Source organism: Mesorhizobium atlanticum (assembly GCF_003289965.1).
In the GTDB taxonomy this organism is placed as follows: domain Bacteria; phylum Pseudomonadota; class Alphaproteobacteria; order Rhizobiales; family Rhizobiaceae; genus Mesorhizobium; species Mesorhizobium atlanticum.
Window position 1 is genome coordinate 143,067 of record NZ_QMBQ01000002.1, and the last position, 23,471, is coordinate 166,537.

A 23,471-nucleotide genomic window follows, 5' to 3' on the forward strand; every position below is an offset into this window, starting at 1 on the left:
TGGCCGCCTCGCATAGAGCCATCGGCGAAGGTCAGTCTTTCACCGATATGTTTATTTTCCGTACCAGTCGCTCGGCCTCCGGCCGATCGAGATCGATCGACAGCAGGCCGTTCTTCAGTTCGGCCGCGATCACCCGCATGCCGTCGGCCAGCACGAAGCAGCGCTGGAACTGGCGCGCGGCGATGCCGCGGTGGAGGAATTCGCGCTCGGTGTCGTCGGTCTGGCGACCGCGCACGATCAGCTGGTTTTCCTCCGTGGTGACATCAAGGTCGCTCTCGGCGAAACCGGCAACGGCCAATGTGATGCGCAGCCTTTCGGCCTTGCCGTCAGCGGCGCTGAGGCGTTCGATGTTGTACGGAGGATAGCTGTCGCCGGTCTTCGCCAGACGCTCAAGCGTCTTTTCCATGGCATCGAAGCCCAGGAGAAGCGGGCTGGAGAAGGGCGTCATTCGACTCATTGTTACACTGTCCTCTGAAGAGCGACACAAACTGGAAAAACCCGGATGGCATTTTTCCCGATGGTCTTGATATGGTCCGCCGCGCGATCAAGTTCAAGCCACTGAAATCAGGATGACGTTTCGTTGAACTGCCATCCTGGTTCAGCCCTTCGTTGGAGCATGATCTTGTCCGAAAACCGGTTCCCACTTTTTCGGGATCATGCTCGAAACCCCGCCCAAAAAGACTCCCAAAAGGAATTGAAATGCCCCAGTCCAGAAAGATCATCATCGACACGGATCCCGGCCAGGACGACGCCGTCGCCATATTGCTGGCGCTCGGCAGTTCCGAGCTGGAGATCGTCGGCATCACCGCGGTTGCAGGCAACGTGCCGCTGAAGCTGACCCAGAACAACGCCCGCAAGATCTGCGAGCTGGCCGGCAGGCCCGACATCAAGGTCTATGCCGGCGCCATCCGGCCGCTGGCGCGCGAACTCGTCACCGCCGAGGAAGTGCATGGCAAGACCGGCCTGAACGGGCCGCAACTGCCTGAGCCGACCATGCCGTTGCAGGAACAATACGCTGTCGATTTCATCGTCGAGACGCTGATGCGCGAGGAAAGCGGCACGATCACGCTGTGCCCGCTCGGACCGCTCACCAACATCGCGCTGGCGCTGATCCGCGAGCCCAGGATCGCGCCGCGCATCAAGGAAATCGTCCTGATGGGCGGCGGCTTCTTCGAAGGCGGCAACGTCACGCCGGCTGCCGAGTTCAACATCTATGTCGACCCGCAGGCGGCCGATCTGGTGTTCAAGTCGGGCATCCCGATCGTGATGATGCCGCTCGACGTCACCCACAAGGCGCTGACCACCTCCAAGCGCATCCAGGCTTTCCGCCAGCTCGGCACCAAGGTCGGCACCGCGACCGCCGAGATGCTGGAGTTCTTCGAACGCTATGACGAGGAAAAATACGGCACCGATGGCGGGCCGCTGCACGATCCGTGCGTGATCGCCTATCTCCTCAAGCCGGAACTTTTCAAGGGCCGCCGCTGCAATGTCAGCGTGGAGACCGCGTCGGAGCTCACCATGGGCATGACGGTGATCGACTGGTGGGGCGTCACCAAGCGCGAAAAGAACGCCATGGTGATGCGAGACATCGACCATAACGGCTTCTTTGCGCTGCTGGTGGAGCGGCTGGGGCGGTTGAACTGACCGGCTAAAATGGACGAGCGTGCGCCGTCACCCGTTGAGCAATCGATACGTGTCGGCGCCATCTTTATGGTGCTGTCTCCCGATGGACAGCGTTGACCTATCGCTCCACTCATTCTGGAAAGCGATATGAGATGGAAGCATTTTCGCGAATGACGCGCTCGATGCCGATACGCGAGCCGATCATGTGGAGGCGATCGTCCTCGACAAGAAGGGATGAGCCGTCGTCAAGCAGAAGCAGGTAGTTGATGCGGCCCTGTCCCCACTGGGCACTTCTGATCGTTGCATCGATCGCGACGACCGACCGTATCGGGCTCGCAGCGTTGGTCCAGCCATTTAGGGTTGCGGGAACTGCCATGAGCACAATGACGATCGGGATCACGCCGAGCGCGTTCCTTTTCAGATCGGCAAAAGCCCATGGCACTGGCATGAATCCCCGAAATCCCCCACCACAAATCATGTGGTGAATAGAAGGCCGACTTTCAATCGGCCTTCTATTCCATGAGATTGCCGTTGGTGTGTTGGCCCCCCCCGGGGGCCGTTACTTCGCCCTGGAGAACGCCAGCCACAGCCCGCCGCCGACAAGAAAACTGCCGCTGATGCGCGACATCAGCCTGACGCGGCTGGCCGACAGCAGCCGCCCGGCGCGGCCTGCCGCCAGCGCGTAGGTCGAGTCCGACATGGCGGCGAAGATCATTGCCGTCAGGCCCATGACCACGATCTGCAGCGTGTAATTGCCCTGAGGCGCGATGAACTGCGGGAAGAAGGCGCCGAAGAAGACAAGCGTCTTCGGATTGGAGATCGCCACGAGAAAACCCTGCAGGAAGAAGCCGCCACGCGGCTTCTTCGCCGACCCGTCCGGGTTGAGCGCGCCTTTGGCGCGAAACATCTGGACGCCCATCCAGATCAGGTAGGCGGCGCCGAGCAGCCGCACCCATTCGAACCAGTGGCCCATGCCGGCGATCAGCGTGTTGAGCCCGATGCCGACGATGGCGATCATGATGGCAAGGCCGGCCTGCGTGCCGGCGACGTTGGCCAAGCCCGCGCGCGAACCGTGGCGGATGCTGTTGGCGATGATCAGCGTGACCGTGGGACCCGGCACCAGGATGATGACGATGCAGGCGACGACATAGGTTGCGTAGAGTTCCAGCGACATGATTTCCCTCGAACAGGACGGCGCCGACTTGGGCGGAGCGCGATCAATGCACGGGATCGGCGTTGGCGCAAGCTCGCCGGGCAGGGCGGCCCGTCAGCCCGCGCCGGCCGGCCACGGCAGCGTCGCCTCATAGGCGGCGCCGGCCTTGAGCACGCCGAGGTCGCCGCGCGGGCGGCCGATCAGCTGCATGCCCATCGGCCGGCCTTTTGCGTCGAAGCCGGCCGGCACGTTGAGCGCCGGGCAGCCGCCGAGCGTGGCAAAGGCGGAGACCTCCATCCAGCGGTGATAGCTGTCCATGGTGCGCCCGGCGACCTTGTCCGGCCAGTGGGTGGTCACGTCGAAAGGGAACACTTGCGCGGTCGGCAGGGCGATGAGGTCGAAGTGCTCGAAGAGCGACAGCAGCGTGCGGTGCCAAGACGTGCGCCGGACCGTTGCGGCATGGATCTGCGGCGCCGTGAGGCGCATCGCCTGTTCCACTTCCCATGCCGCCTCGGGCTTCAGAAGCTTCCGTTTTGCCGGATCGTCGTAATGCGCCTTCAGCCCGCAGCCGCTGCTTGCCTGGCGCAAGGTGACAAAAGCCTGCCACAGCGCCTCGAAATCGACATCCGGCACCAGAGCTTCACTGTGGAACGACGCGTCCGCAAAGCGGGCAAGCGCGGCCTCGCAAAGGTCGATGACGCCCGGTTCCGTCGGCAGGTGGCCACCGAGGTCGCCCAGCCAGGCGATGCGGCCGCCGGACGCTTTCGCCCGCAAGCCGTCGAGGAACGAGCCTTCCTTGGCGAGCGATAAGGGCGCCTGCGGGTGGTGGCCCGCCTGTTCGTCGAGCAGCAGCGCGATGTCGCGGACACCGCGGCCCATCGGTCCCTCGACGCCCATCTGCGAATGGAAGACGTCGATGTCGGGGCCGGCCGGCACAAGCCCCTGCGAGGGACGGAAGCCGTAGACATTGTTGTAGGCGGCCGGATTGCGCAGCGAGCCGCCGAAGTCGCTGCCGTCGGCGACCGGCAGCATGTCGAGCGCCAGCGCCACCGCCGCGCCGCCGCTCGAGCCGCCGGCGGTCAGCGCCGGGTCGAAGGCGTTGAGCGTCGGTCCGAAGACCGGATTGTAGGTATTGGAGCCAAGGCCGAATTCCGGAACATTGGTCTTGCCGATGATGATGGCGCCGGCCTTGCGGATGCGCTCGACGAAGAAGTCGTCCATGTCAGGGATGAAATCGGCGAAGATCGGCGAGCCGAAGGTGGTCCTGAGCCCCTTGGTCAAGGCGAGGTCCTTGATGGCGATCGGCAGGCCGAAGAGCGATCCGGTCTCGCCGCCGCGGGCCAGATGAGCATCGGCGCTCTCGGCCTCGGCCAGGATATCGGTGCGCTCGCGCAGCGATACGATCGCGTTGACCAGAGGGTTCACAGCCTCGATGCGATCGAGGAAAGCGCTGACGACTTCACGCACCGCGAGTTGTCGCTGCCTGATCCTGTCGGCGAGCTCGACGGCTGAGAGGCGGCAGATATCGCTGGCCGCCGGCACGGCATGTTTGGTGACGGGACGCATGCTTAACGCGTTCCCGCCAAGGCAGCGTCGACATCCTTGCCCAGCGGGATCGCCGGTTGCGCGCCGGGCTTCAGGCAGGCCAGCGAGCCGGCCGCGGCGGCGCGGGTAAGCGCGTCTTCGAGCGAAAGACCCGACGCCAGGCCGGCGCCGAAATAGCCGCAGAAGGTGTCGCCGGCGCCGACCGTGTCGACCGGGGTGATCTTCAGCGCCGGGATGGTGAGGAAGTCGTGCGGCGTCGCGGCCAGCACGCCGTCGCCGCCCAGCGTGACGACGATGGCACGGCCGGTCTTTTGGGCATAGTCGCGCATGCGGGCGGGGCGGTCGCGTCCGGAAAGCGACAGCGCCTCGCCATAGAGATCGAATTCGGTTTCGTTGGCGACGGCAAAGTCTGCCTTGCCGAGGAAGCCGGCGGCTTCGGCACGGAAGGGAGCGGTGTTGAGCACGCTGACTGCGCCCGCCGCGCGCCCCGCGTCAAGCGCGGCCTCGACCGTCTGCAGCGGGATCTCGTGCTGCAGGAGCACGACATCGCCTTTCTTGAGATAGGCCTTGGCGATATCGCCCGGCACCACCGAATCATTGGCGCCCGGCACGACGGCGATGACATTCTCCCCGTCGGCGCCGACCAGGATCAACGCGGTGCCGGTCGAGGCGAAGCTTTCGCCGACACCGGAGAGATCAACATTGCCGGCCTTGAGCAGGGCGAGCGCCTCGGCGGCGAAACTATCCTTGCCGACGGCGCCCACCATCCGCACCTGGGCTCCCGCGCGCGCCGCGGCCAAGGCCTGGTTGGCGCCTTTGCCGCCAGGCGCGGTGGCGAAGCCGGAGCCGCGCACCGTCTCGCCGGGTTCCGGCAGGCGGTCGACATTGGCGATAAGGTCGAGGTTGATCGAACCGACAACGATAATCAAAAAACTGCCTCCCATTGAAGCGGCTCAGCCCGTGCTGAAAGGCGGACCTGCTCCAAGACTCTGCTTTTGCGCAAGTCCAGGCGAAATGCGCGAAGCGCTTTTCCTGTAATTGCGGGCTGGGCGCGAAGCTAGCCGCAAAGTCCGCCGGTTGCCAGATCATGTCGCTGTCCGCGCGGCCTGGCCCACAGCATCATTCGCAGCGGACGGTGACCTCGGCCTGGTAGCTACCCGCCGGGAAGATGCCCGACGACTTCGTGGCGGTCAGGTCGACCTGGATGGTGTGGGTGCCGTTGGTCAGCTTTTGCGGCGAGCTGCCCGGGTTATCCAGCCCCGAACCGTCGAGGCGGAAGACGGAGGCAAAGGTGACATTGGTGTCGCCGCCGCTCGGCGCGGACGTGAAAGCGGCCGGCGCCGCCGCGGACACGGAATAGCAGTCTAGCAGGTTTAGGATGGAACACAGCGTCGAGTTCGCGGTGATGGTGGCGCCGGCGCTCGATCCGCCTGCCTGCTTGGAGCCGAAGATGTTGATGGCGGGGTTCGATTTCATCGTTCCCGACGCCCCGATCATGATCGTGCAGGTGCCGATGATCGCAGCCTGCGCCGGGAGACAGAAGCCCGCAAGCGCTGCTGCCGCGAGCAGCGCGCGGCTATTTCCGCTTCTTTTTCTTCTCATTGCCGGTCGTGCCTCTGATGCTCCAGCCTTCATTGGCCCATCCCGCTGATTTGACCTGGGCCGCGTTGGCTTGAGCCGCACTGGTCTGGGGCGCGGGGCCTTGGGGCGCGGAGGCGGGCACACTGCCCGTCGTTTGGCCGTCGGCGCCGAGGCCCATTTTGAGGAGTTTCAATTCAAGCTGCAGGCGCTCGACTTCCAACTCGTAGAGGCGGCTACAATCGACGCGTTTCGGCGTCCGCCCGATCGGGATCACCACGCGGCCATAGGTGGCGATGTCGCTGTTGGCCTGGTTGCTCGAGTTGTTGCCGTGGATGATGCCGAGGTCGAGATAGGCGCCGCTGCCGGAAACGGCCGAGCGGCAGGTCGTGCCGTCGCTGGCATGAACCTCGTCCTGGCCCTGGGGCAGGGTGACGCCGGGCAGACTGAAACCGGTCTGGTTCTGGTTCAGGTTCAGGATATCCTCTGCAAGCCCCTGACTGACGGCAGCCAGGACGGGCAGCAAGGACAAGGTCAGAACCTGCGATGCCCGAAGAACTTTCCGCATATCTGTGCCCTTATCTGGGTCTGCTCGCTTGGAAAGGGGATACTTTCGGTACAGATACGCACTTTACGGTCGTTCGCGCCGTCGAACGGGACCACCACCAGGACAGGGCGCGAAGCCTGGCCGGCCAGAAGGAAGGCGCTCGGCGTGATCCTGGCCGCGACGGGCTGGAAATCCTGGTCGTAGACATGGACCTCCACGCGGATGCGTTGGTTGTACGGGTTGCCCGGAAAGACGCGGACAGCAAAGGCATCGGTGAAGGATCGCACCTCGCCCCGCATCGGCGTCATCGACTGGCCGGTCGCCGCAACGGGAGACAGCGCGGCGATCAGGCCCGCCGCCAGGATTGCAATTCTTTTCAAGGACCGCTCCTTCTCGCGTTAGGACTATTCGCAGCGCAGCGTCACCGTTGCCTGGTAGTTGCCGGCGGAGAACCGGTTCGTGCCGCTCTTGGTGCCGGCGAGATTGACCGCCACCGTCGATGTGCCCGGTACAGTCAGCGCGGTCGCGGTGCCGGTTTCGGCAATCGTCTGCGCGCCTGAAGTGGCGAAGGTCGGAGTCCATGTCGTCGCCGTCGTGTCCGATGCCGGCACGGTCGTGATGGTTACCGGGTCCACGCTGAGCGAGACGCCGCCCGTCGTATCGACCTGAGCGCTGCCCGCGGAGCCGCCGGCATTGTGCGAGCTCAGCGACTGAAGATTGCTGCTCACGGTCATCGTGCCGTTGGAGTTGATCGTGATGGTGCAGGTGGCGGTGATCGTGCCATTGAACAGCACGTTTCCGGTGGTGGCCGATGCCGTCTGGCCGGCGCAGGCGGCGAGCAGGCTTGCTGCCATTGCGGCGCGAAAGAACTTCATTGAGACCCCTCTTTCGAACCGGATCGTGCCGGCTCAACGTCGGGTCATCTTCCCTTTATCGTGGTTAATTTAGCGTTAAGTGAAGTAATGTCCGGAAACAACTTAAAAGAAACCGGCGATAACCATAGGTTGTCGCCGGTTGCATTTTGCAAATAAGTCGACTGGTTTATTTGGGATGTACCGATTTATATTATGATGCGCGGTTTTTCGAAATGACGTGACAAAAAAATCGATTGTTTCAGGACCCCACTTGTCCCGCTTCCCAACCGAGGATGGCGCGTTTGCGCGTCAGCCCCCAGTGATAGCCGGTAAGCGCGCCGGACTTGCCCAGCGCCCGATGGCAGGGCACCACGAAGGACATCGGGTTGGCGCCTACCGCCGCGCCGACGGCCCGGCTGGCGCTTGGCGCGCCGATGCTTGCCGCGATCGAGGAGTAGGTGCAGGCCCTGCCCATCGGGATGCGCAACAAGGCTTCCCAGACGCGCAGCTGGAAATCGGTGCCGATCATCACCACGCGCAGCGGCTGGTCGGCGCGCCACTTCGTCGGGTCGAAGACCCGCGCGGCGTAAGCCTGGGTGGCCGACATGTCCTCGACATAGGTCGCGTTCGGCCAGCGGCCGGACATGTCCGCGAAGGCAGCCCGCTCGCCGCCGGCATCGCAGAAGGCGAGCCCGGCGAGGCCGCGGTCGGTGACCATGATCAGCGCGATGCCGAAAGGCGAGATGTGGTAGCCGTAGCGGATGGTGAGCCCCGCGCCCCGCGTTTTGTAGTCGCCGGGCGACATCGCCTCATGCGTGACGAAGAGATCGTGCAGCCGGCCGGGGCCGGACATGCCGACCTCGAACGAGGTCTCCAGGAGCGGCATGCCGGAATCGAGCAGCCTGCGCGCGTGGTCGAGCGTCACCGCCTGCAGGAAGGCTTTCGGCGACAGGCCGGCCCAGCGCGTGAACAGCTTCTGCAGGCCGGTCGGCGTCTCGCCGACTTCCTCGGCCAGCACCTCCAGCGACGGCTGGTCGCGATAGTCGAGGCTGATCTTCTCGATGGCGCGGCGCACGACGTCATAGTCGCTGCCTTGCGGCGTGATATCGTTCTCAAGGATCGCGGTTGGTTTCATCCGCGTATTCATGGTCATCTGAGCGTTCATGGCAATATCTCCTTGGCCGCGAATATCGGTCCTCCAGAGCTTTGCAACCACCCGAAACTTGCCTTCCTGCCGCCGGCACCCAGATAGTCAGCTTCGGACCGAAGAGGACAATCATGGCCGGTGAAAAGGTCGATCTGACCGGCGCGCGGGAAACCTTGCTGATGACGCTCTACGGCAAGGCGCTGGAGAGCCGGTTGCCCAATTCGCTGCTCCAGGATCGCTTCGCCGACGAGGCCGTGAAGAAGATCGACTATGATTTTTCGAAGCTCAAGGTCGACGGCAATCTCGGCCTGGGCTTTGCCATTCGGGCAGTGACGCTGGATGCCAAGGTCGAGGATTTCCTCGCCAGAAATCCGGATGCGATCGTGCTGCATCTCGGATGCGGGCTCGACACGCGCATTTTCCGGGTCGATCCGCCGCGAGGCGTGGACTGGTTCGATGTCGACTATCCCGATGTCATCGACCTCAGGCGCAGGCTCTATCCACCGCGCGAGCGTTACCATCTGATCGGTTCGTCGGTGACCGAACCCGAATGGCTGGCTGAGGTGCCGCGAAACCGCCCCGCCATGGTGGTGGCCGAAGGGTTGACGCCCTACCTTCCGGCCGACGAAGGGCCGCAATTGCTTGCGCGGCTTGTCTCGCATCTTGCCGGCGGCGAGCTGATGTTCGACGCCTATAGCAATTTTGGGCTGAAGCTGATGCGGCTCAGCCCAGCCATCAAGGTGACGGGCGCCGAGGTCTCTTGGGCGATCGAGGATCCCCGCGAGCTCGAGCGGGCCGTCCCGAAGCTGCGCTTCATCGGCGAGATCCGGTCCTACAAGCCGGAGCGCGGCGCGCGGCTAGGCTGGTCCGCCCGCTTGTTCGTTTTCCTGTGGAAGCTGATCCCAGCGATGCGCAAGGTCGGCAGGCTGCTGCGGTATCGGTTCTGATACGTTTGGGTGTCAGCGCGTCTTGGCGGTCGCCAGCGCGCGCGAAAAGGCGGTGGCGAAGCTTTCGCGGTCGTCGGGATTGAGGAAGCCGCCGATCGCCACGCTCTTGCCCTGCGCTTCGACGGCCATCTTGGTGATGCCGATTTCGCTGTGGCGGGCAATCGAGAACCGGGTCCAGAACGGGTTGAAGTGATGCGCTTCCGAGCGGCCGGAAGGTGCTGTCTTGCGGATGTCGAGGCTGGTGCGCGATACCGAAATTTCCTCACGGGCGCGCGCGGCGCGATAGTTGGCGCGGAATGCGATATAAACGGCGATTACATCGAGGCCGAAGAAGCCAAACACCGGCCAGGCGCCGTGCGCCAGGAAGAAGGCGCCGGTGACCGCCCAGCCGAACAGAAGCGCTCCCATCAGGATCAGGAAGCCGGCGCGGCCGAGCGAGCGGTGCGGCGTGAGCAAGGCCTGGAAAAATGGCTCGTCGGCCTGAAACGAGGCGTTTGTGTCGCTCATGAGGTAATATTATAGGAGGGAAATGGCGCCTCCCAAGTCGAAAAAATCCACAGCTGTCAAAAAGTCCCAACCCTCTACCGCCAACGGCGGCCGGGTGCCCGGTGGACGGCCGCGAAAGGCCGCCTCGCGCTCGCTTTACAGCCCCGCCGAGGTGCATGAGATCTTCCGGCGCTTTTCGGTGCAGCGACCGGAGCCGAAAGGTGAGCTCGACTATGTCAACGCCTTCACCCTGCTGGTCGCGGTGGTGTTGTCAGCGCAGGCGACGGACGCCGGCGTCAACAAGGCGACGAAGGCACTGTTCGCGGCTGCCGACACGCCAGCCAAGATGCTGGCGCTGGGCGAGGCCAAGGTCGGCGATTACATCCGCACGATTGGCCTGTGGCGCAACAAGGCGAAGAACGTGATCGCGCTGTCGAAGGCGCTGATCGACGATTATGCGGGCGAGGTGCCGCAGGATCGCGACGAGCTGGTGAAGCTGCCAGGCGTCGGGCGCAAGACCGCCAATGTCGTGCTCAACGTCGCCTTCGGCCAGCACACGATGGCGGTCGACACGCATATCTTCCGCATCGGCAACCGGATCGGGCTGGCCCCCGGCAAGACGCCGGAACAGGTCGAACAAGGGCTCCTCAAGGTCATCCCGGCCGCGTTTATGCGCCACGCGCATCACTGGCTGATCCTGCATGGCCGCTATGTCTGCAAGGCGCGCAAGCCCGATTGCCCGGCCTGCGTGATCGCCGATATCTGCAAGTCGAAGGAAAAGACCACCGACATTCCGGCCCCGCTGGTGCGGATCGCGCCGCTGGATGAGACGTTTCCGGCCGAGGCCTAGAGCCGGATGATTTCAGGTCGAATTCGACCTGAAATCTGAATCCGGCTCAAAAATCAAAGAGATAGAGCATGATGTCGCCCGAACACCGCTTCACACTTTTCGGCATCATGCGCTAGAGCGGGTTTGGCTCTAATAGCCGTAGCCGCGCGCCATGGCCGCGGCAAAAACCGGGATGAGCAGGAAGATGAAGCCCTCGGCGCGGACATAATTCTTGACCGAGGCGAGTTCCGCCGCCGGCACCGCGAAAGAGGGATTGCCGCTGGCCTGCCTGTTCCAGGAGATGAAGCGGATGGTGGGCACGATCGACAGCAGGCCGACGGTGGCGAAGGCCACCATCTTTGCCCAGAACACCCAGTTATAGACGTAGAATTCCCAACCCTTCAGACCGAAGAACACCCGGCAGACGCCGACGATGATGATCAGCGCGGCGATGATGCCGTAATGGCGGTCGATGCCGGCAAGGCGCTTCAGCGTCGCCGCCGCCAAATCGCCGCGCACCAGCACGAACTCGGCGCCGATGATGCCGGCCAGCGAGAACACCAGAAGGTGATGGAGAATGGCCAATACAAGATCAGTGATGTCCATGTTCTTCCCTGCGCCTGGCGGCGCGACGCGGCTGGGTACCGTACCGTGTCCGAAGAGTAGCATCATTGGTCAAGATTCCCAGACGGCGAAATCGCTGCGCTGGAGGATGATCCCGGCCGATCGTGGCCCTTGCCGTGGGACGCCGGTTTGCTAGAGCAATTCCAGGAAAAGTGTGAGCGGTTTTCCGTCCGGAATTGCGTAAAAACAAAGAGTTAGTGTGTTTCGCCGTTTCCGCGAAACGGCGAAACACACTAAGCGCTGCCGTCTCAACGAGAGGAGTGCCATGAGCATCAAAACGGAAGCTGGCGTGCCGATCCTCGAGACGGCGCGGACCATCCTGCGGCCGCATCGTCTGGGCGACTTCGAGACGTATGCCGCCATGTGGGCGGAACCCGCGGTGACCCGTTTCATCGGCGGCAAGCCGCGCACACGCGAGGAAAGCTGGATGCGCTTCCTGCGCCATGCCGGCCTGTGGTCGCTGATCGGCTACGGCTTTTGGGCGATCGAAGACAAGGCGACGGGGCGCTTCATCGGCGAGGCCGGCTTCCATGACTTGAAGCGCGAGATCGAACCTTCGATCGAAGGCCTGCCGGAAGCCGGTTGGGCCCTGGCCTCGGAGGCGCAAGGCCGAGGGCTTGCGAGCGAGGTTGTCGGACGGATCGTCGCCTGGAGCGACGTGGCGTTCGGAGCGGCGAGAACCGTCTGCATCATCGATCCGGAAAACGGCGCTTCTTTGAAGGTGGCCAAAAAGAACGGTTATGGAGAGATTTTGCGGACCACCTATCACGAGAAGCCGACGATCCTGCTGGAACGGCGGGCCGGAGGGGTTGTCGCCTAGAGCATGTCTCCCGACAGTGGGAACCGGTTTCGGGATAAAGACGTGTGTAAAATCAAAACCTAAAGGGCATGGAGCGAAATCTGAAAGATCGCTGCGCGCTTTAGGGTTTGGCAATCAGCCGGCTTTGCGACGCAGCGTCCGGGCCAAGGTCTCCCAGCTATCCGCCGTCGCATCGCGCTCGCTGCGATTGGCCCGCAGCACCGTGGTCGCGTCGAATGGCTGGGGCCGCGCAATCGCATAGCCCTGCGCATAGTCGACGCCAATCGCTTTCAAGGCGTCGAGGATGCCGTCGCTTTCGACGAATTCGGCGATGGTGCGCTTTCCCGTCACCTTGCCGATGTGATGGATCATCTCGACCATGGCGCGGTCGATGCGGTCGTCGAGCATGTCCTTGACGAAGCTGCCGTCGATCTTGAGGTAGTCGACCGGCAAATGCTTCAGATAGGCGAAGGACGACATGCCGGAGCCGAAATCGTCGAGCGCGAAGCGGCAGCCAAGCCCGCGCAGATCGGCGATGAAGCGCATGGCTTCGGAAAGATTGGCGATGGCGCTGGTCTCGGTGATCTCCAGGCAAATCGTTTCGGGCGCAACGGCGTGCGCGGCGAACTGCTCGCGCATGAAGCCGAGGAAGGTCTCGTCGCCGAAGGTGGCGCCGGAGAGATTGATCGCGCAGGTGGATATCGGCGTCGCGTGCGGATCGGCGCGCCTGGCCGCCAAGGTGGCGAAGGTGTTGCGGACCACCCAGCGATCGATCGCCGGCATCAATCCGTAGCGCTCGGCCGCCGGGATGAAGCTCTGCGGGGTGACGAAGCTGCCGTCCTCCTCGGTCAGCCTGAGCAGGATTTCGATATGCGCGCCCTGCTCCGGGATGTCGTCGCGCAGGGGCGCGATTTCCTGCGCATGCAGCCTGAAGCGGTTCTGATCCAGGGCGACATGCAGACGCTGCACCCAGGCCATCTCGCCGAAGCGTTCGCGCAGCGCGGTGTCGCCCTCGCTATGGAACTGGACGCGGTTGCGGCCCTTTTCCTTCGCCATGTAGCAGGCGACATCGGCGGCGCGCAGCACCTCCTCAAGCGTCATGCCGACATTGGCGACTTCGACCATGCCGATGCTGACGCTGATGTTGAAGGGGCGCCCGTCCCAGGAGAAATGCAGGTCCTGGACCGTGGCGCGCAGCCGTTCGGCCGTTGCGGCGGCACAGTCGGCATCGCAATCGAAGAGCAGCACGCCGAACTCGTCGCCGCCGAGCCTGGCCAGAATATCGCCGGGCGGCAGTTCGTTGGCGAGCAGCACCGAGATCTGGCGCAGCAGCTGGTCGCCGGCGGCATGGCCACATGTGTCGTTGACCAGCTTGAACTGATCGAGGTCGAGATACATGAGCGCGTGCCGGCGCGACCTTTCCGGTGCTTCGGAGATCGCGCCCGCCAGCCGGTTCTCGAAGTCGCGGCGGTTCACCAGCCCGGTCAGCGCATCATGCGATGCCTGCCACGACAGGCGCTCGATATAGTCCTGCTCGCGAGTCATGTCATGCAGGGCCAGGACACAGCCGAGGATCCGGCCTGAAACGATCAGCGGCGCGCCATTCAGCGCCACGGGCACGACCGAGCCGTCGAGACGCTCCAGGAGTTGCGGGCGCACATTGGAGCGGCGCGGCTCGCCCGCCAGCAGGCGCGGGATCAGATCGGTCTCCTCGACGCCGCTGTCCTTGTCGAGGAGCCGGAACAAGGAGGGGATGGGTCTGCCCCTGGCTGCGGCCAGCGAGCAGGCAAGCAGCCGCTCCGCCCCGGCATTCATATAGTCCAGCCGCCCCTCGGTATCGGTGCTGATGACGGCCTGGCCGATCGAAGCCAGCGTGATCTGGGCACGCTCGCGCTCGGCGTTGAGGGCGCTCTGAAACACCTGGCGCTGGATCATCAGCTTGCGCGTGCGCCAGACGACGAGCAGGATAAGCAGGGCGGCGGTGGCGAGATTGGCCGCCGTCAGCGCCATTTTGATGAAGCGCGATCCCTCGCCGAGGCTGTCGGAGAAGGCCTTGGCAAGCGGTCCGATCTGGCGGTCGAGCTGGTGGATTTTCGCCTTCCAGAGACCGATCTCAGCCGTGGATGCCGGCCCCTTCTCAAGCCTTCGATGCATGTCGTCGCCAAGTCCCTCGATGGCGAGGATCATGTCATCGGCTGATGTCCAGTGGCGGATCGCGGTGTCGAGATAGCTGATGCGGCGGAAATTCCGGAACAGCCAGATCAGGCCGTCAACGTCGTCGGGGTGGTTGTTGCCGCCGAGAAAGCCAATCCTGGCCGCATTCGTGTCGGGCTCGGGCCGTTCGAGCGCCAGCCGCGCGGCGCGATCGGCGAGCGGCACGGCGATGGCTTGACGATATTCGTTGAAATACTCCTGCTGGCCGGTATCGGCATAGAGGTTCAGGAAGTAGATGGCGTGCTTCTGGCCTTTCGACCATTGGCTTTCGCCGCCGACATAGGCGCGGACCGCCGATAATGTGTGAAGGCTGAGGGTTGCAACCAGCGCCTGGATCAGGACCACCACCACAAAGGGCCAGACCAGCCCTATCAGACGCGGACCGGCATCGGTCGACGAGAGCTTCATCCCATTCCCATGGAGCTCGTTCTGGCTCCCTCGGTGTCTGTCCGACTGGCTCATCCGTCGGTTGAGACGATATTCTTCCCCACATGTCGCCCGGTTACTGGCGACATCATCCAGATAACGCGCCTGGCTTAACGGCCGATAAATTTGCCGAGTATTTGTTTCATGAATTATTGCTCAGAAACTGAAGGACGCTTGCGCCGCGTGATGGCGATATTTGATGCATAGTATCGATCCACGTTGCCGGGCGCGGCAAAAAAAGCCGGCAACATCAACCCGATAGCATTACACCGCAGCCATCTCTCAGCGCTTGGCCTTCGATCTGTTGAGGGCCACGGCTTCGCGAACCAGCGCCTTCAGCGCAGCTTCGTCAACTTGGTCGCCTTGCTTGAAATCGATGGCGCGCCTTGTGTTGCCTTCGAGGCTGGAGTTGAAGAGCTTCTTGGGATCGGGCAGTGCCGCGCCCCTGGCGAAGGTCAGCTTGACGACGGCCTTGTAGGTCTCGCCGGTGCAGATGATGCCGGCATCCTCCCAGACCGGCACGCCGCGCCATTTCCACGTCTCGACGGCTTCCGGCGCGGCCTGCCGGATCAGGGCGCGGAGCCGGGCGAGCATCTCGCCGCGCCAGTCGCCCAGTTCCTTGATCCTTGCGTCAATCAGCTCGGACGCAGCCTTGCCGTCTTGCTCGCCTTCTTTTTGCATGTCTGGTTTCTCCTTAATGCCGGGATATGAGACCGCCGCCGTGGTCCTTCGGGAGGCGGCGCTTGATCCTTCGTGCGCTTACATCCGTTCGCCGGGCAGCTTGCCCGCCTGTTTCACCCAGGAAACAAGCTGCTTCTCGTCGATCCGATCGGTCTCATGGATATGGACATAGCGCGTGTCGCTGCTCTTGGATTCGACCGGAGGCACGGGGTCCAGCGACAGGCCACGAAAGAACGCCACCTTGATGTATTTGGCGAAGCAATGGATGCCGAGAAACCAGCCTTCGCCTTCCATGCCGTAAAATGGAGAATTCCATTTGACGGCCTTTTGCACATTGGGGATGGCTTGCTCGATGAGCTGGTCGAGCCGGCGCCCGACCTCGCTCTTCCAGCCCGGCATAGCGGCGATATAGGCCTGGACAGGAGCATCGCCATGGCCCTTGGCGATCTGCGGATTGCCGCCCGAACGCAGGACCGGCTTCCTGTCAGGAGATGCGTCGGCCTTCGATTTCGACTTCGCCATCAGGCCGATCCCGTGCGCTCGCGCGACGGCTCGCCGCGCCACCTGGCGGCGTAGGGCAGCACGAACATGTAGAGCCCGCTGAACAAAAGCAGGAAAAGCGGGATCAACGGCGAATAGACGATCCAGGCGGGCGGCGGGCCCATGGTCATCGCGATGAAATTGGCAACAACCGTGACGGTGAAGACGATCGACAGCCAGCGATGGAGCTGCCTGATCCATTTGCTCCAGTCCAATCTAACCTCCCTTGCAAATGACGAGACGGATCGAGCTCGCTACCAGCGCGCCAACTGCGAAAGCTGGACGAGGTTGCCGCAAGTGTCGTTGAGCTGCGCGATGGTCGCGCCGGTCACCGCGGTCGGCGCCATCGCAAAATTGCCGCCATTGGCCTTGATGCGCTCATGGTCGGCCTTGATGTCGTCGCTGAAAAGCATCAGCGCCGGCTGGCCCTGCTTGAACATCGCCTGCTGGTAGGTTTTTGCGGCCGGATTGTCGTTCAGCGCCAGTTGCAGTTCGGTGCCGTCAGGGTCGTCCGGCGAGACGACGGTTAGCCAGCGAAACGCCCCGTTGGTGAAGTCGGCCTTCTTGGTGAATCCCAGCACGTCGGTATAAAAGCCGAGCGCCTTTTCCTGGTCGTCGACATAGATCGTGGTCAGCTTGATCTTCATTTCGATATCTCCATAGCTTGCGCCTGCGGTGTGCCGCCCCGCTAAACAGCGTGTGGTTCCGAGCAGTTCTGCTGTAGGCCGCGACCTCAGTCGAGCCGCGAAAGGACTTCCTCCAAGGTCGCCAGATACCTCTTCCAGCCGACGGTGGCGCCGCGGTAGTACGGCTCCTGATCCGTGCGGAAGCCGACCTGCTCCATGCGCAGATGCGTGCCCGTGCCCGTCGGGGTCAGCGTCCAGGTGACCACGCTCTCGAGGTCCTTGGTGTCCCAGCTGTAAGACAGCGTCCGGTTCGGTTCGACCGTCTTCACCCGGCAGTCGACGCCGCCCCAGTCCGCGCTCAGATTGAAGCGATGGTCCACGACCGGCTTGAAGTCGTTCTTCATCAGCCATGCCTCGATGAGATGCGGCTGGGTGAGCGCGCGCCAGATCTTTTCCGGCGCAAAAGGTATCTCGCGCTCGACAATGACGGAGCGCGTTGCGGCTTCATTCATTGATCCATCCTTTTGAGGAGGTCTTCCAGGTCGTCGAACCGGCTTTCCCAAAACCCCGCCATGTCGCGCGTCCAGTCCATCAGCGGGGCAAGCGCCTTGAGTTGCGCGCTGTAATGGGTCTGGCGCCCTTCATGGCGATCGCGCACCAGCCCCGCCTCCTTGAGCACGCCGAGATGCTTCGACACCGCCGGCTGCGACACACCTGCCTGCGCGGTGAGGGCTCCGACCGTCTGCTCGCCCTGGCGGCACAGACGCTCGAAGATGGCGCGCCGGGTCGGATCGGCAAGCGTCCTGAACAGCATATCGTGCGCGGTGGTCATTCCAATCAATAACCCGTTGGCTATTGATTGACGTATAACCGTTGGGATATGTATGAGTCAAGCAGCGAATGGGGACGGCCCGCCCGCGATCGCGACAGTGGATCGCCACCGGCGTGCCGCTATCGGCCGAACGATATTGAACAGGTGTCCGCTTAAGACGGATCGGCCGCCGGAAACGTCAGATCCCGGAGCAGCGTCGAAAGCTCAGGCTCGTCGATGAGCAGGGCAGCGTCCGCCGGCGGCAGCCACGCGCGTTGCCGGTTCGCGGCTTCCCGCCAATCGGCAAGTTCCTCGGTGACTTGGAGGAGGAAGACCGAAACGTCCACGCGAATGAAGCCATCGGCCATGCGTTTCCAATAGGAATAGGTACCGGCAGGCTGCTTCAGGGCCTTGCCGAGAACGCCGGCCTCTTCCTGGGCTTCGATCGCCGCCGCCCTGCGCCCGGATTTGCCCTTCATGGGCCAGCCCTTGGGCACGATGAAGCGCCGCGTGGTGCGCGAGGTGACGAGCAGCACTTCGAGGCCGCCGTCTTCCCGCAACCGAAACGGAATGGCCGCCACCTGGCGGATCCGTTGCCCTTTCTTGGCTCGGCGAACTGCTTTCTTCTTGGTTGTTGCCATCCCAAATTCCGGTGAGAGCAGCATCCCCGCCATACGCTATCGGCGCGGGCAAAACCTGTCCCCTGCAAACCCTAAAACCAACACCCTTGCAATCCGGTATTTTGCCGGTAAGTAAGTCGGCTAATAAACTGAAAAAAACAAAATGTCAGCGGCAAACCCGCGAAATCGTGTTGCCGACCGCTTCCATTCGACATGTCTGATCATATACCGGCACGTCGGGCCGAGGCTGGCGGGCGGTCGGCCGGTCGAGTTCACGATAGATCTGCTGCTGTTGCTGGTACTGCTGCCGCTGCAATTGGTTCTGCAACTGCTGCAGCTGGTTCTGCTGCACCAATGCGTTGCGGTTGGTCGGGATGACGACCTGGGCCGATACACCGGAAGCCATGCCCAGCAAGCCGGTGGCCGCCAGGGCAGCTGAAATCAGAAACGTCGACAGGTAGCGGGGCGACATGGCTTCCTTGTCCGCATGAAAAACAGAACCTTCGCCTAATATAGGGTGTTCGACCAGCGGTGCCATGGTCAGCTGACCGATTGTCATGCCGAAGAAAATCCGGCCCGTGCCCCAGCATTGCACTTGACGGTGGCGCGGGCTGGCGGCTCTAACAGCGGCTCCGCCCGTCCGCGCGACCGGCCGGTTGGCAAGAGGGATTCGATGAAAATCAGGTATAAGTTTGCCATAGCGATGCTGGCCGTCGCGGGTTTCGTCGGTCCGCCGGCACTCGCCGCTCAGAACAAGGGCGACAAGGTGGCGCCCGCGGCTCAACCCGCCGACGCGCGGGCCAAGCCGCTCTTGCCGGGCGGCGCCTCGGCGCTTTCGGAAACGCATGGCGACTGGACGGTGAACTGCCAGGTCACCGGCACCAACAAGATCTGCAGCCTGTCGCATCAGCAGTTCAACAAGCAGAGCGGGCAGCGGCTGCTGGCGATCGAATTGACGACCAAGACCGGCCAGGACGCGACCGGCACGCTGGCGCTGCCCTTCGGGCTTGCGCTCGCCAACGGGATCTCGCTCGGGATCGACGACAAGAAGCTGGACGGCACGTTGCAGTTCAACACCTGCCAGGCGGTGGGCTGCCTGGTGACGGTGACGTTCGATGCCGACACCACGCCGCTGCTGCAGAACGGCACGTCGCTGAAGATCAATGCCACGGCGGCCGACACCATGCAGCCGATCTCCTTCACCATCTCGCTCAATGGTTTCGGAAGCGCGCTGGCGCGGACGGCGGATCTGTCGGCGGATTAGTTCGCTTTAGGCCGGCTGAACGCTTCGTCATCCACGGGCGAAGCAGGAGCGAAGCTCCGTCGCGGAGACCTTGGGACGACGACCTTGAGATGCTTCGGCCAACCACCACGGCCTGCGTCGGCTACTCGACCTCGCGCAATCGGTAGCCGACGCCCGTCTCGGTAATGATGTAGCGCGGCTGGTCCGGCGTCTTCTCGATCTTCTGCCGCAACTGGCGGACATAGACTCTCAGATATTGCACGTCGGTCGAGTCGTTCCAGATCTGCTTCATCAGGAGCTGATGGGTCAGCACCTTGCCGGCATATTGCACGAGCATGCGCAGGATGTCGTATTCCTTGGGCGACAGTTTCACTTCCTTGCCCTCGACCTTGACGATGCGCTTCACCAGGTCGACGGAGAGGTCGCCGGTGTGGAACACCGGCTTCTCACCCTGCTGCTGAAACTTGTGGCGCAGCGCCACGCGGATGCGGGCGACCAGCTCGTTCATGCCGAAAGGCTTTGTCACATAGTCATCGGCGCCGAGCTCGAGCGCCGAGACGATGCCGGCTTCGTCGGTGCGGCTGGAGAGGATCACGACCGGAATGTCGAGACCGTCGCCGCGCCACTTGCCGAGCAGCTCCAGGCCCGTCATGCCGGGCAGGCCGAGATCGAGCAGGATCAGGTCTGGCCGTTCGGTCTGCAAGATTTCGATCGCCGCCTTGGCGTTCGGCGCCTCGGAAACCGTATAGCCCTGGCTGCCCAAGCCAACGCGCAGCAATTTGCGGATCGGCGGCTCGTCGTCGACGACCAATATGGAAACGGTCTGATTTGTCATGCCGCATCATCCGTAAGGGGGGCGCCCAGCGCCGGCAAGTCAGCCGGCACGGGCATGCGGATGGTGAAGATCGCGCCTGGACGGTCGGTGCGGTTGGCCGCCGCGATCGTGCCGCCCATCGCCTCGATGAAGCCGCGGCTGATCGACAGGCCGAGGCCTGTGCCGGCGCGCACCTGGTCGCGTTTGCGCACGCGGTAGAAGGTGTCGAATATCCGCTCCAGGTCGCCCGGCGGGATGCCCGGTCCCTCATCCATCACCTGCAGGATGACGGCGCCGTTGTCGACCCAGGCCTGCAGCCGGATGATCGAGCCCGGCGACGCGTATTTAGCGGCATTGTCGAGCAGGTTGAACAGCGCCTGCTCGAACAGCACGGGATCGAGCCGCAGCATTGGCAGGTCGGCCGGGATGTCGGTCTCTATTGTGTGCTCGGCGGTGATCTTCTGCGCCCGGTTCAGCGCCGAGCCGACGACATCGCCGACATAATGGAGCGCGTAGTTCGGCTCCATCGCGCCCGACTCGATCCTGGTCATGTCGAGGAGATTGGCGATGAAGCGGTTCAGCCGTTCGGACTCGCTGACGACCGTCGACAATAGCTCGGCGCGATCCTTTTCCGGCAGCGCCGGCGCGAATTCCTTCAGCGTGCCGGCCGCGCCCATGATCGCGGCAAGCGGCGTCTTCAGGTCGTGCGAGATCGAGGTCAGCAGCGCCGAGCGCAACCGGTCCGCCTCAGCGGCGAGCCTGGCGCGGTCGACATCGGCGACGAGCTGGACGCGCTCGATGGCCACCGCTGCCTGGTCGGCCAGGGCGTCGAGCAGGCGCTGCTGCTCAGGCGTCAGCAGCGGCCCCTGCTTGTCGTTGTCGAGGCCGACCACGCCGATCGCGGTCCGCCCCGTCCGCAAGGGGAGATAGAGGCGTTTTGCGCCGGGCAAGGTGTCGGCGCCGCGGCCGGCGGCGCGGTTGTGTTCCCAGGCCCAGCGGGCGGCCGCAATATCGGCCTCGGCCAGGGTATCGTCCGGCGGATAGCCGGCCTTGACGGTAATGGTGCCGTTTTCCGGCAGGAGCAGCACAACACGGACCTTCAGCATCGAGGCGATCTGGAAGGCGGTGGCCCACAGCACGTCGTCGAGCGTGCCGGCGCCGGCGAGCTTCTTGGAAAAGGAATAGATGTCCTCGGTGGCGCGCGCCCGCGAGCGCGCGGCGACCGCCTGGCGCTGCACGCGCGCCGTCAGGTTGCTGGCGATCACGGCGACGACGAGGAAGACGACGAAGGCTACGATGCTTTCCGGATCCCGGATCGTCAGCGTGTAGCGCGGCTCGAGGAAGAAGAAGTTGAAGGCAAGCGCGCTCACGAAGCAGGCATAGAGCGCCGGCCAGAGCCCGAAGGTCACAGCCGCGGTCAGTACCGCCAGTAGCAGGACGCTGGCGAGATTGCGGACGTCCAGGAACTGGTCGAGGATCGAGCTGACGGCCAGCGCGCCGGCGACATAGACGGTCGAGATCAGATAGGGCCAGATCTGGAAAGGCTTCTGCTCGGGCGCAGCCTTGACGCGTACCGGCGGGGCGTCGCCATCGCGCTCGGCGCCGGAAATGACGTGGACGCTGATGTCGCCGGCATTGCGGATCAGATCATAGGTGAGCGAACCCTCGATCAGCTCGCGCCAGCGCGAGCGCGTCGGCCGGCCGATGACGATATGGGTAAAATTATTCGTTGTCGCGTGGCGCACGATGTCCTGGGCGACGTTGTGGCCTGGAATGGTGGCGATCTCGGCGCCGAGCTGCTCGGCAAGGCGCAGGTTCCTGGCCAGCCGGTCCTTGTCTTCCTCGGACATGCCGGCCAAACGCGGCGTGTCGATGTGAAGCGCCGTCCAGGGCGCGCGCAGCCGGTCGGCGAGCCGGCGCGCATAGCGGATGCGGGCCGCGCCGCCAGGCTGCGAGTCGACGCAGACCAGCACCCGCTCGCCGGCCGCCCAGGGGCCTGGAATGGCATGCGACTGCATGTGGTTGAGCAGCTGTTCGTCGACGCGCTGGGCGGTGCGGCGCAACGCCAGCTCGCGCAGCGCCGTCAGGTTGCCTGGAGAGAAATAATTCTCGATGGCGCGCTGCGCGGTGTTGGGGAAATAGACCTTGCCGTCCTGCAGCCGCTTGATCAGGTCGTCAGGGGTCAGGTCGATGATCTCGATGTCGTCGGCCTCGTCGATGATGGAATCGGGAACCGTCTCGCGCACCCTGACGCGCGTGATCTGGGCGACGACATCATTCAGGCTCTCGACATGCTGGATGTTCAGCGTGGTGTAGACGTCGATGCCTTGCGCCAGGATCTCCTGCACGTCGAGATAGCGCTTGGGATGCCGGCTGCCTGGCGCGTTGGTGTGGGCAAGCTCGTCGACAAGGACCAGAGCGGGGCGCCGCTTCAGGATGGCGTCGATGTCCATCTCATCCAGGGTCTGGCCGCGGTAGTCGACCAGGCGGCGCGGGATCACCTCATAGCCGTCGACCAGGGCCTGGGTTTCCTTGCGGCCATGGGTTTCGACGACGCCGATGACGACATCGACGCCGTCGGCGCGGCGAGCGCGGCCCGCCATCAGCATCTCGTAGGTCTTGCCGACGCCGGGTGCCGCGCCGAGAAAAATGCGCAGGCGGCCGCGTCCCTCGCGCTCGGCATGCTCGAGGAGCGCGTCGGGGGAGGGGCGGTTCTCGGAGTCGGTCCTGTCGTCGGGCATTGCGTCCAATCATAATTGCGCCGGGGGTCGTGTCGATCCCCGGCGCGCGTGGATCACTTCAGTTCGTCCAGCGCCAGGTTAAGCGCCAGCACATTGACCACCGGCTCGCCCAGGACGCCAAGCTCGCGAGCTTCGACATGACCGTCGACGAGTGCCTTGAGCTTGGCCTCGTCAACGTCGCGGGCCTTGGCGACGCGCGGCACCTGGAAATAGGCGGCCTCGGGGCTGATGTCGGGATCGAGGCCGCTGCCGGAGGTCGTGACGAGGCCCATCGGCACCGGCGCGTTCGGGTTCTCGGCCTTCAGCTTCTCGGCGTCGCCCTTGATGCGTTCGATCAGCTTGGGGTTGGTCGGGCCGAGATTCGAGCCGCTGGAGGAGGATGCGTCATAGCCATTGCCGGCGGCCGACGGCCGGCCGTGGAAATAGCGGTCGCCGGCAAAGGCCTGGCCGATCAGGCTGGAGCCGATGACCTTGCCGTCCTTCTCGATCAGGCTGCCATTGGCCCGGCTCGGAAACAGCGCCTGGGCAATGCCGGTCATGCCGATCGGATAGATCAGGCCGGTCAGCACCGTGAAGAAGACGATCATGACAAAAGCGGGTCTGAGTTGCTTGAACATCGGAAT

At 63.7% G+C, this 23,471-nt stretch carries 29 protein-coding genes; 5 read left to right on the plus strand and 24 right to left on the minus strand.

The features are described 5' to 3' along the window. Positions 1-31: 31 nt before the first annotated feature. A complete protein-coding gene (locus DPM35_RS05730; protein WP_042641067.1) occupies positions 32-457 on the minus strand; it encodes an Hsp20 family protein in 426 nt (141 codons plus the stop codon). A gap of 242 nt (positions 458-699) precedes the next feature. Here DPM35_RS05730 and DPM35_RS05735 point away from each other — a divergent pair, with 242 nt between their 5' ends. After that, positions 700-1,644 (plus strand): nucleoside hydrolase, encoded by a 945-nt coding sequence (locus DPM35_RS05735; protein WP_112126368.1) that lies wholly within the window; start codon positions 700-702, stop codon positions 1,642-1,644. Positions 1,645-1,753: 109 nt separating this feature from the next. Here DPM35_RS05735 and DPM35_RS05740 read toward each other — a convergent pair whose 3' ends face one another. The 9 genes from DPM35_RS05740 to DPM35_RS05780 all read right to left on the minus strand — a co-directional run bounded on the left by DPM35_RS05740 (position 1,754) and on the right by DPM35_RS05780 (position 8,465). Beyond that, positions 1,754-2,071 carry a hypothetical protein gene (locus DPM35_RS05740; RefSeq protein ID WP_112126369.1) on the minus strand — a complete coding sequence of 106 codons (318 nt, stop codon included), beginning with the start codon at positions 2,069-2,071 and terminating at the stop codon, positions 1,754-1,756. Between the two features lie 111 nt (positions 2,072-2,182). Further along, complete coding sequence (locus DPM35_RS05745) at positions 2,183-2,797, minus strand: LysE family translocator (RefSeq protein ID WP_112126370.1); 615 nt, start codon at positions 2,795-2,797, stop codon at positions 2,183-2,185. Positions 2,798-2,890: 93 nt separating this feature from the next. Continuing rightward, entirely contained in the window at positions 2,891-4,342 is a 1,452-nt protein-coding gene (locus DPM35_RS05750; RefSeq protein WP_112126371.1) for an amidase, read from the minus strand. A gap of 2 nt (positions 4,343-4,344) precedes the next feature. Continuing rightward, positions 4,345-5,250 (minus strand): ribokinase, encoded by a 906-nt coding sequence (locus tag DPM35_RS05755; protein WP_112127058.1) that lies wholly within the window; start codon positions 5,248-5,250, stop codon positions 4,345-4,347. 190 nt (positions 5,251-5,440) lie between these two features. After that, the gene (locus DPM35_RS05760) at positions 5,441-5,923 is read right to left on the minus strand and encodes a hypothetical protein (protein WP_181591972.1); all 483 of its coding nucleotides are present in this window, start codon (positions 5,921-5,923) and stop codon (positions 5,441-5,443) included. Further along, a complete protein-coding gene (locus DPM35_RS05765; RefSeq protein WP_112126373.1) occupies positions 5,898-6,467 on the minus strand; it encodes a hypothetical protein in 570 nt (189 codons plus the stop codon). Before DPM35_RS05765 ends, DPM35_RS05760 begins: the two co-directional genes overlap by 26 nt. Then, entirely contained in the window at positions 6,434-6,826 is a 393-nt protein-coding gene (locus DPM35_RS05770; RefSeq protein ID WP_112126374.1) for a hypothetical protein, read from the minus strand. The genes DPM35_RS05765 and DPM35_RS05770 overlap by 34 nt, the downstream gene beginning before the upstream one ends. Before the next feature lie 24 nt (positions 6,827-6,850). Next, complete coding sequence (locus tag DPM35_RS05775; protein WP_112126375.1) at positions 6,851-7,321, minus strand: hypothetical protein; 471 nt, start codon at positions 7,319-7,321, stop codon at positions 6,851-6,853. A 238-nt stretch (positions 7,322-7,559) separates the two neighbouring features. Next, positions 7,560-8,465: a methylated-DNA--[protein]-cysteine S-methyltransferase gene (locus DPM35_RS05780; protein WP_181591938.1), complete on the minus strand. Its 906-nt coding sequence runs from the start codon at positions 8,463-8,465 to the stop codon at positions 7,560-7,562. A 113-nt stretch (positions 8,466-8,578) separates the two neighbouring features. Between DPM35_RS05780 and DPM35_RS05785 the strand changes: the two genes are divergently transcribed. Further along, complete coding sequence (locus DPM35_RS05785; protein WP_112126376.1) at positions 8,579-9,394, plus strand: class I SAM-dependent methyltransferase; 816 nt, start codon at positions 8,579-8,581, stop codon at positions 9,392-9,394. A gap of 12 nt (positions 9,395-9,406) precedes the next feature. On the opposite strand, the gene DPM35_RS05790 is transcribed toward DPM35_RS05785, so the two are convergent. Next, positions 9,407-9,901 (minus strand): DUF2244 domain-containing protein, encoded by a 495-nt coding sequence (locus DPM35_RS05790; protein ID WP_112126377.1) that lies wholly within the window; start codon positions 9,899-9,901, stop codon positions 9,407-9,409. Between the two features lie 22 nt (positions 9,902-9,923). Here DPM35_RS05790 and nth point away from each other — a divergent pair, with 22 nt between their 5' ends. Then, on the plus strand, positions 9,924-10,730 hold the full coding sequence (gene nth, locus DPM35_RS05795) for an endonuclease III (protein ID WP_112126378.1): 807 nt from the start codon (positions 9,924-9,926) through the stop codon (positions 10,728-10,730). Between the two features lie 129 nt (positions 10,731-10,859). Here nth and DPM35_RS05800 read toward each other — a convergent pair whose 3' ends face one another. Next, a complete protein-coding gene (locus DPM35_RS05800; protein WP_112126379.1) occupies positions 10,860-11,315 on the minus strand; it encodes a DUF2214 family protein in 456 nt (151 codons plus the stop codon). Between the two features lie 283 nt (positions 11,316-11,598). On the opposite strand from DPM35_RS05800, the gene DPM35_RS05805 reads away from it, so the two are divergent. Next, positions 11,599-12,153, plus strand: a complete 555-nt coding sequence (locus tag DPM35_RS05805) for a GNAT family N-acetyltransferase (protein ID WP_112126380.1) — start codon at positions 11,599-11,601, stop codon at positions 12,151-12,153. A 114-nt stretch (positions 12,154-12,267) separates the two neighbouring features. Here the strand turns inward: DPM35_RS05805 and DPM35_RS05810 are convergent, their stop codons facing one another. The 9 genes from DPM35_RS05810 to DPM35_RS05850 all read right to left on the minus strand — a co-directional run bounded on the left by DPM35_RS05810 (position 12,268) and on the right by DPM35_RS05850 (position 18,609). Beyond that, positions 12,268-14,754 (minus strand): EAL domain-containing protein, encoded by a 2,487-nt coding sequence (locus DPM35_RS05810; protein ID WP_112126381.1) that lies wholly within the window; start codon positions 14,752-14,754, stop codon positions 12,268-12,270. 300 nt (positions 14,755-15,054) lie between these two features. Then, positions 15,055-15,453, minus strand: coding sequence for a DUF1801 domain-containing protein (locus DPM35_RS05815; protein WP_112126382.1), 399 nt, complete (start codon positions 15,451-15,453; stop codon positions 15,055-15,057). Between the two features lie 78 nt (positions 15,454-15,531). Then, positions 15,532-15,975: a DUF1801 domain-containing protein gene (locus tag DPM35_RS05820; protein ID WP_112126383.1), complete on the minus strand. Its 444-nt coding sequence runs from the start codon at positions 15,973-15,975 to the stop codon at positions 15,532-15,534. Beyond that, positions 15,975-16,208: a hypothetical protein gene (locus DPM35_RS05825; protein WP_112126384.1), complete on the minus strand. Its 234-nt coding sequence runs from the start codon at positions 16,206-16,208 to the stop codon at positions 15,975-15,977. The genes DPM35_RS05820 and DPM35_RS05825 overlap by 1 nt, the downstream gene beginning before the upstream one ends. Before the next feature lie 39 nt (positions 16,209-16,247). Next, complete coding sequence (locus tag DPM35_RS05830) at positions 16,248-16,640, minus strand: VOC family protein (protein WP_112126385.1); 393 nt, start codon at positions 16,638-16,640, stop codon at positions 16,248-16,250. A gap of 86 nt (positions 16,641-16,726) precedes the next feature. After that, positions 16,727-17,131, minus strand: coding sequence for an SRPBCC family protein (locus DPM35_RS05835; protein WP_112126386.1), 405 nt, complete (start codon positions 17,129-17,131; stop codon positions 16,727-16,729). Then, complete coding sequence (locus DPM35_RS05840; RefSeq protein WP_040990288.1) at positions 17,128-17,451, minus strand: ArsR/SmtB family transcription factor; 324 nt, start codon at positions 17,449-17,451, stop codon at positions 17,128-17,130. The genes DPM35_RS05835 and DPM35_RS05840 overlap by 4 nt, the downstream gene beginning before the upstream one ends. 152 nt (positions 17,452-17,603) lie before the next feature. Further along, the gene (locus tag DPM35_RS05845) at positions 17,604-18,071 is read right to left on the minus strand and encodes an NUDIX hydrolase (protein WP_112126387.1); all 468 of its coding nucleotides are present in this window, start codon (positions 18,069-18,071) and stop codon (positions 17,604-17,606) included. Positions 18,072-18,216: 145 nt separating this feature from the next. Further along, positions 18,217-18,609: a hypothetical protein gene (locus tag DPM35_RS05850; protein ID WP_245431449.1), complete on the minus strand. Its 393-nt coding sequence runs from the start codon at positions 18,607-18,609 to the stop codon at positions 18,217-18,219. Between the two features lie 114 nt (positions 18,610-18,723). On the opposite strand from DPM35_RS05850, the gene DPM35_RS05855 reads away from it, so the two are divergent. Further along, complete coding sequence (locus tag DPM35_RS05855; protein WP_112126388.1) at positions 18,724-19,314, plus strand: invasion associated locus B family protein; 591 nt, start codon at positions 18,724-18,726, stop codon at positions 19,312-19,314. Between the two features lie 121 nt (positions 19,315-19,435). Here DPM35_RS05855 and DPM35_RS05860 read toward each other — a convergent pair whose 3' ends face one another. Genes DPM35_RS05860 through kdpC form a run of 3 tightly spaced genes read right to left on the minus strand, consistent with a single transcriptional unit; the run spans position 19,436 to position 23,465 of the window. Next, positions 19,436-20,128 (minus strand): response regulator transcription factor, encoded by a 693-nt coding sequence (locus tag DPM35_RS05860; protein WP_112126389.1) that lies wholly within the window; start codon positions 20,126-20,128, stop codon positions 19,436-19,438. Further along, positions 20,125-22,848, minus strand: a complete 2,724-nt coding sequence (locus DPM35_RS05865) for a sensor histidine kinase (protein ID WP_112126390.1) — start codon at positions 22,846-22,848, stop codon at positions 20,125-20,127. The genes DPM35_RS05860 and DPM35_RS05865 overlap by 4 nt, the downstream gene beginning before the upstream one ends. Before the next feature lie 53 nt (positions 22,849-22,901). Then, the gene (kdpC, locus tag DPM35_RS05870) at positions 22,902-23,465 is read right to left on the minus strand and encodes a potassium-transporting ATPase subunit KdpC (protein ID WP_112126391.1); all 564 of its coding nucleotides are present in this window, start codon (positions 23,463-23,465) and stop codon (positions 22,902-22,904) included. Positions 23,466-23,471: the final 6 nt, after the last annotated feature.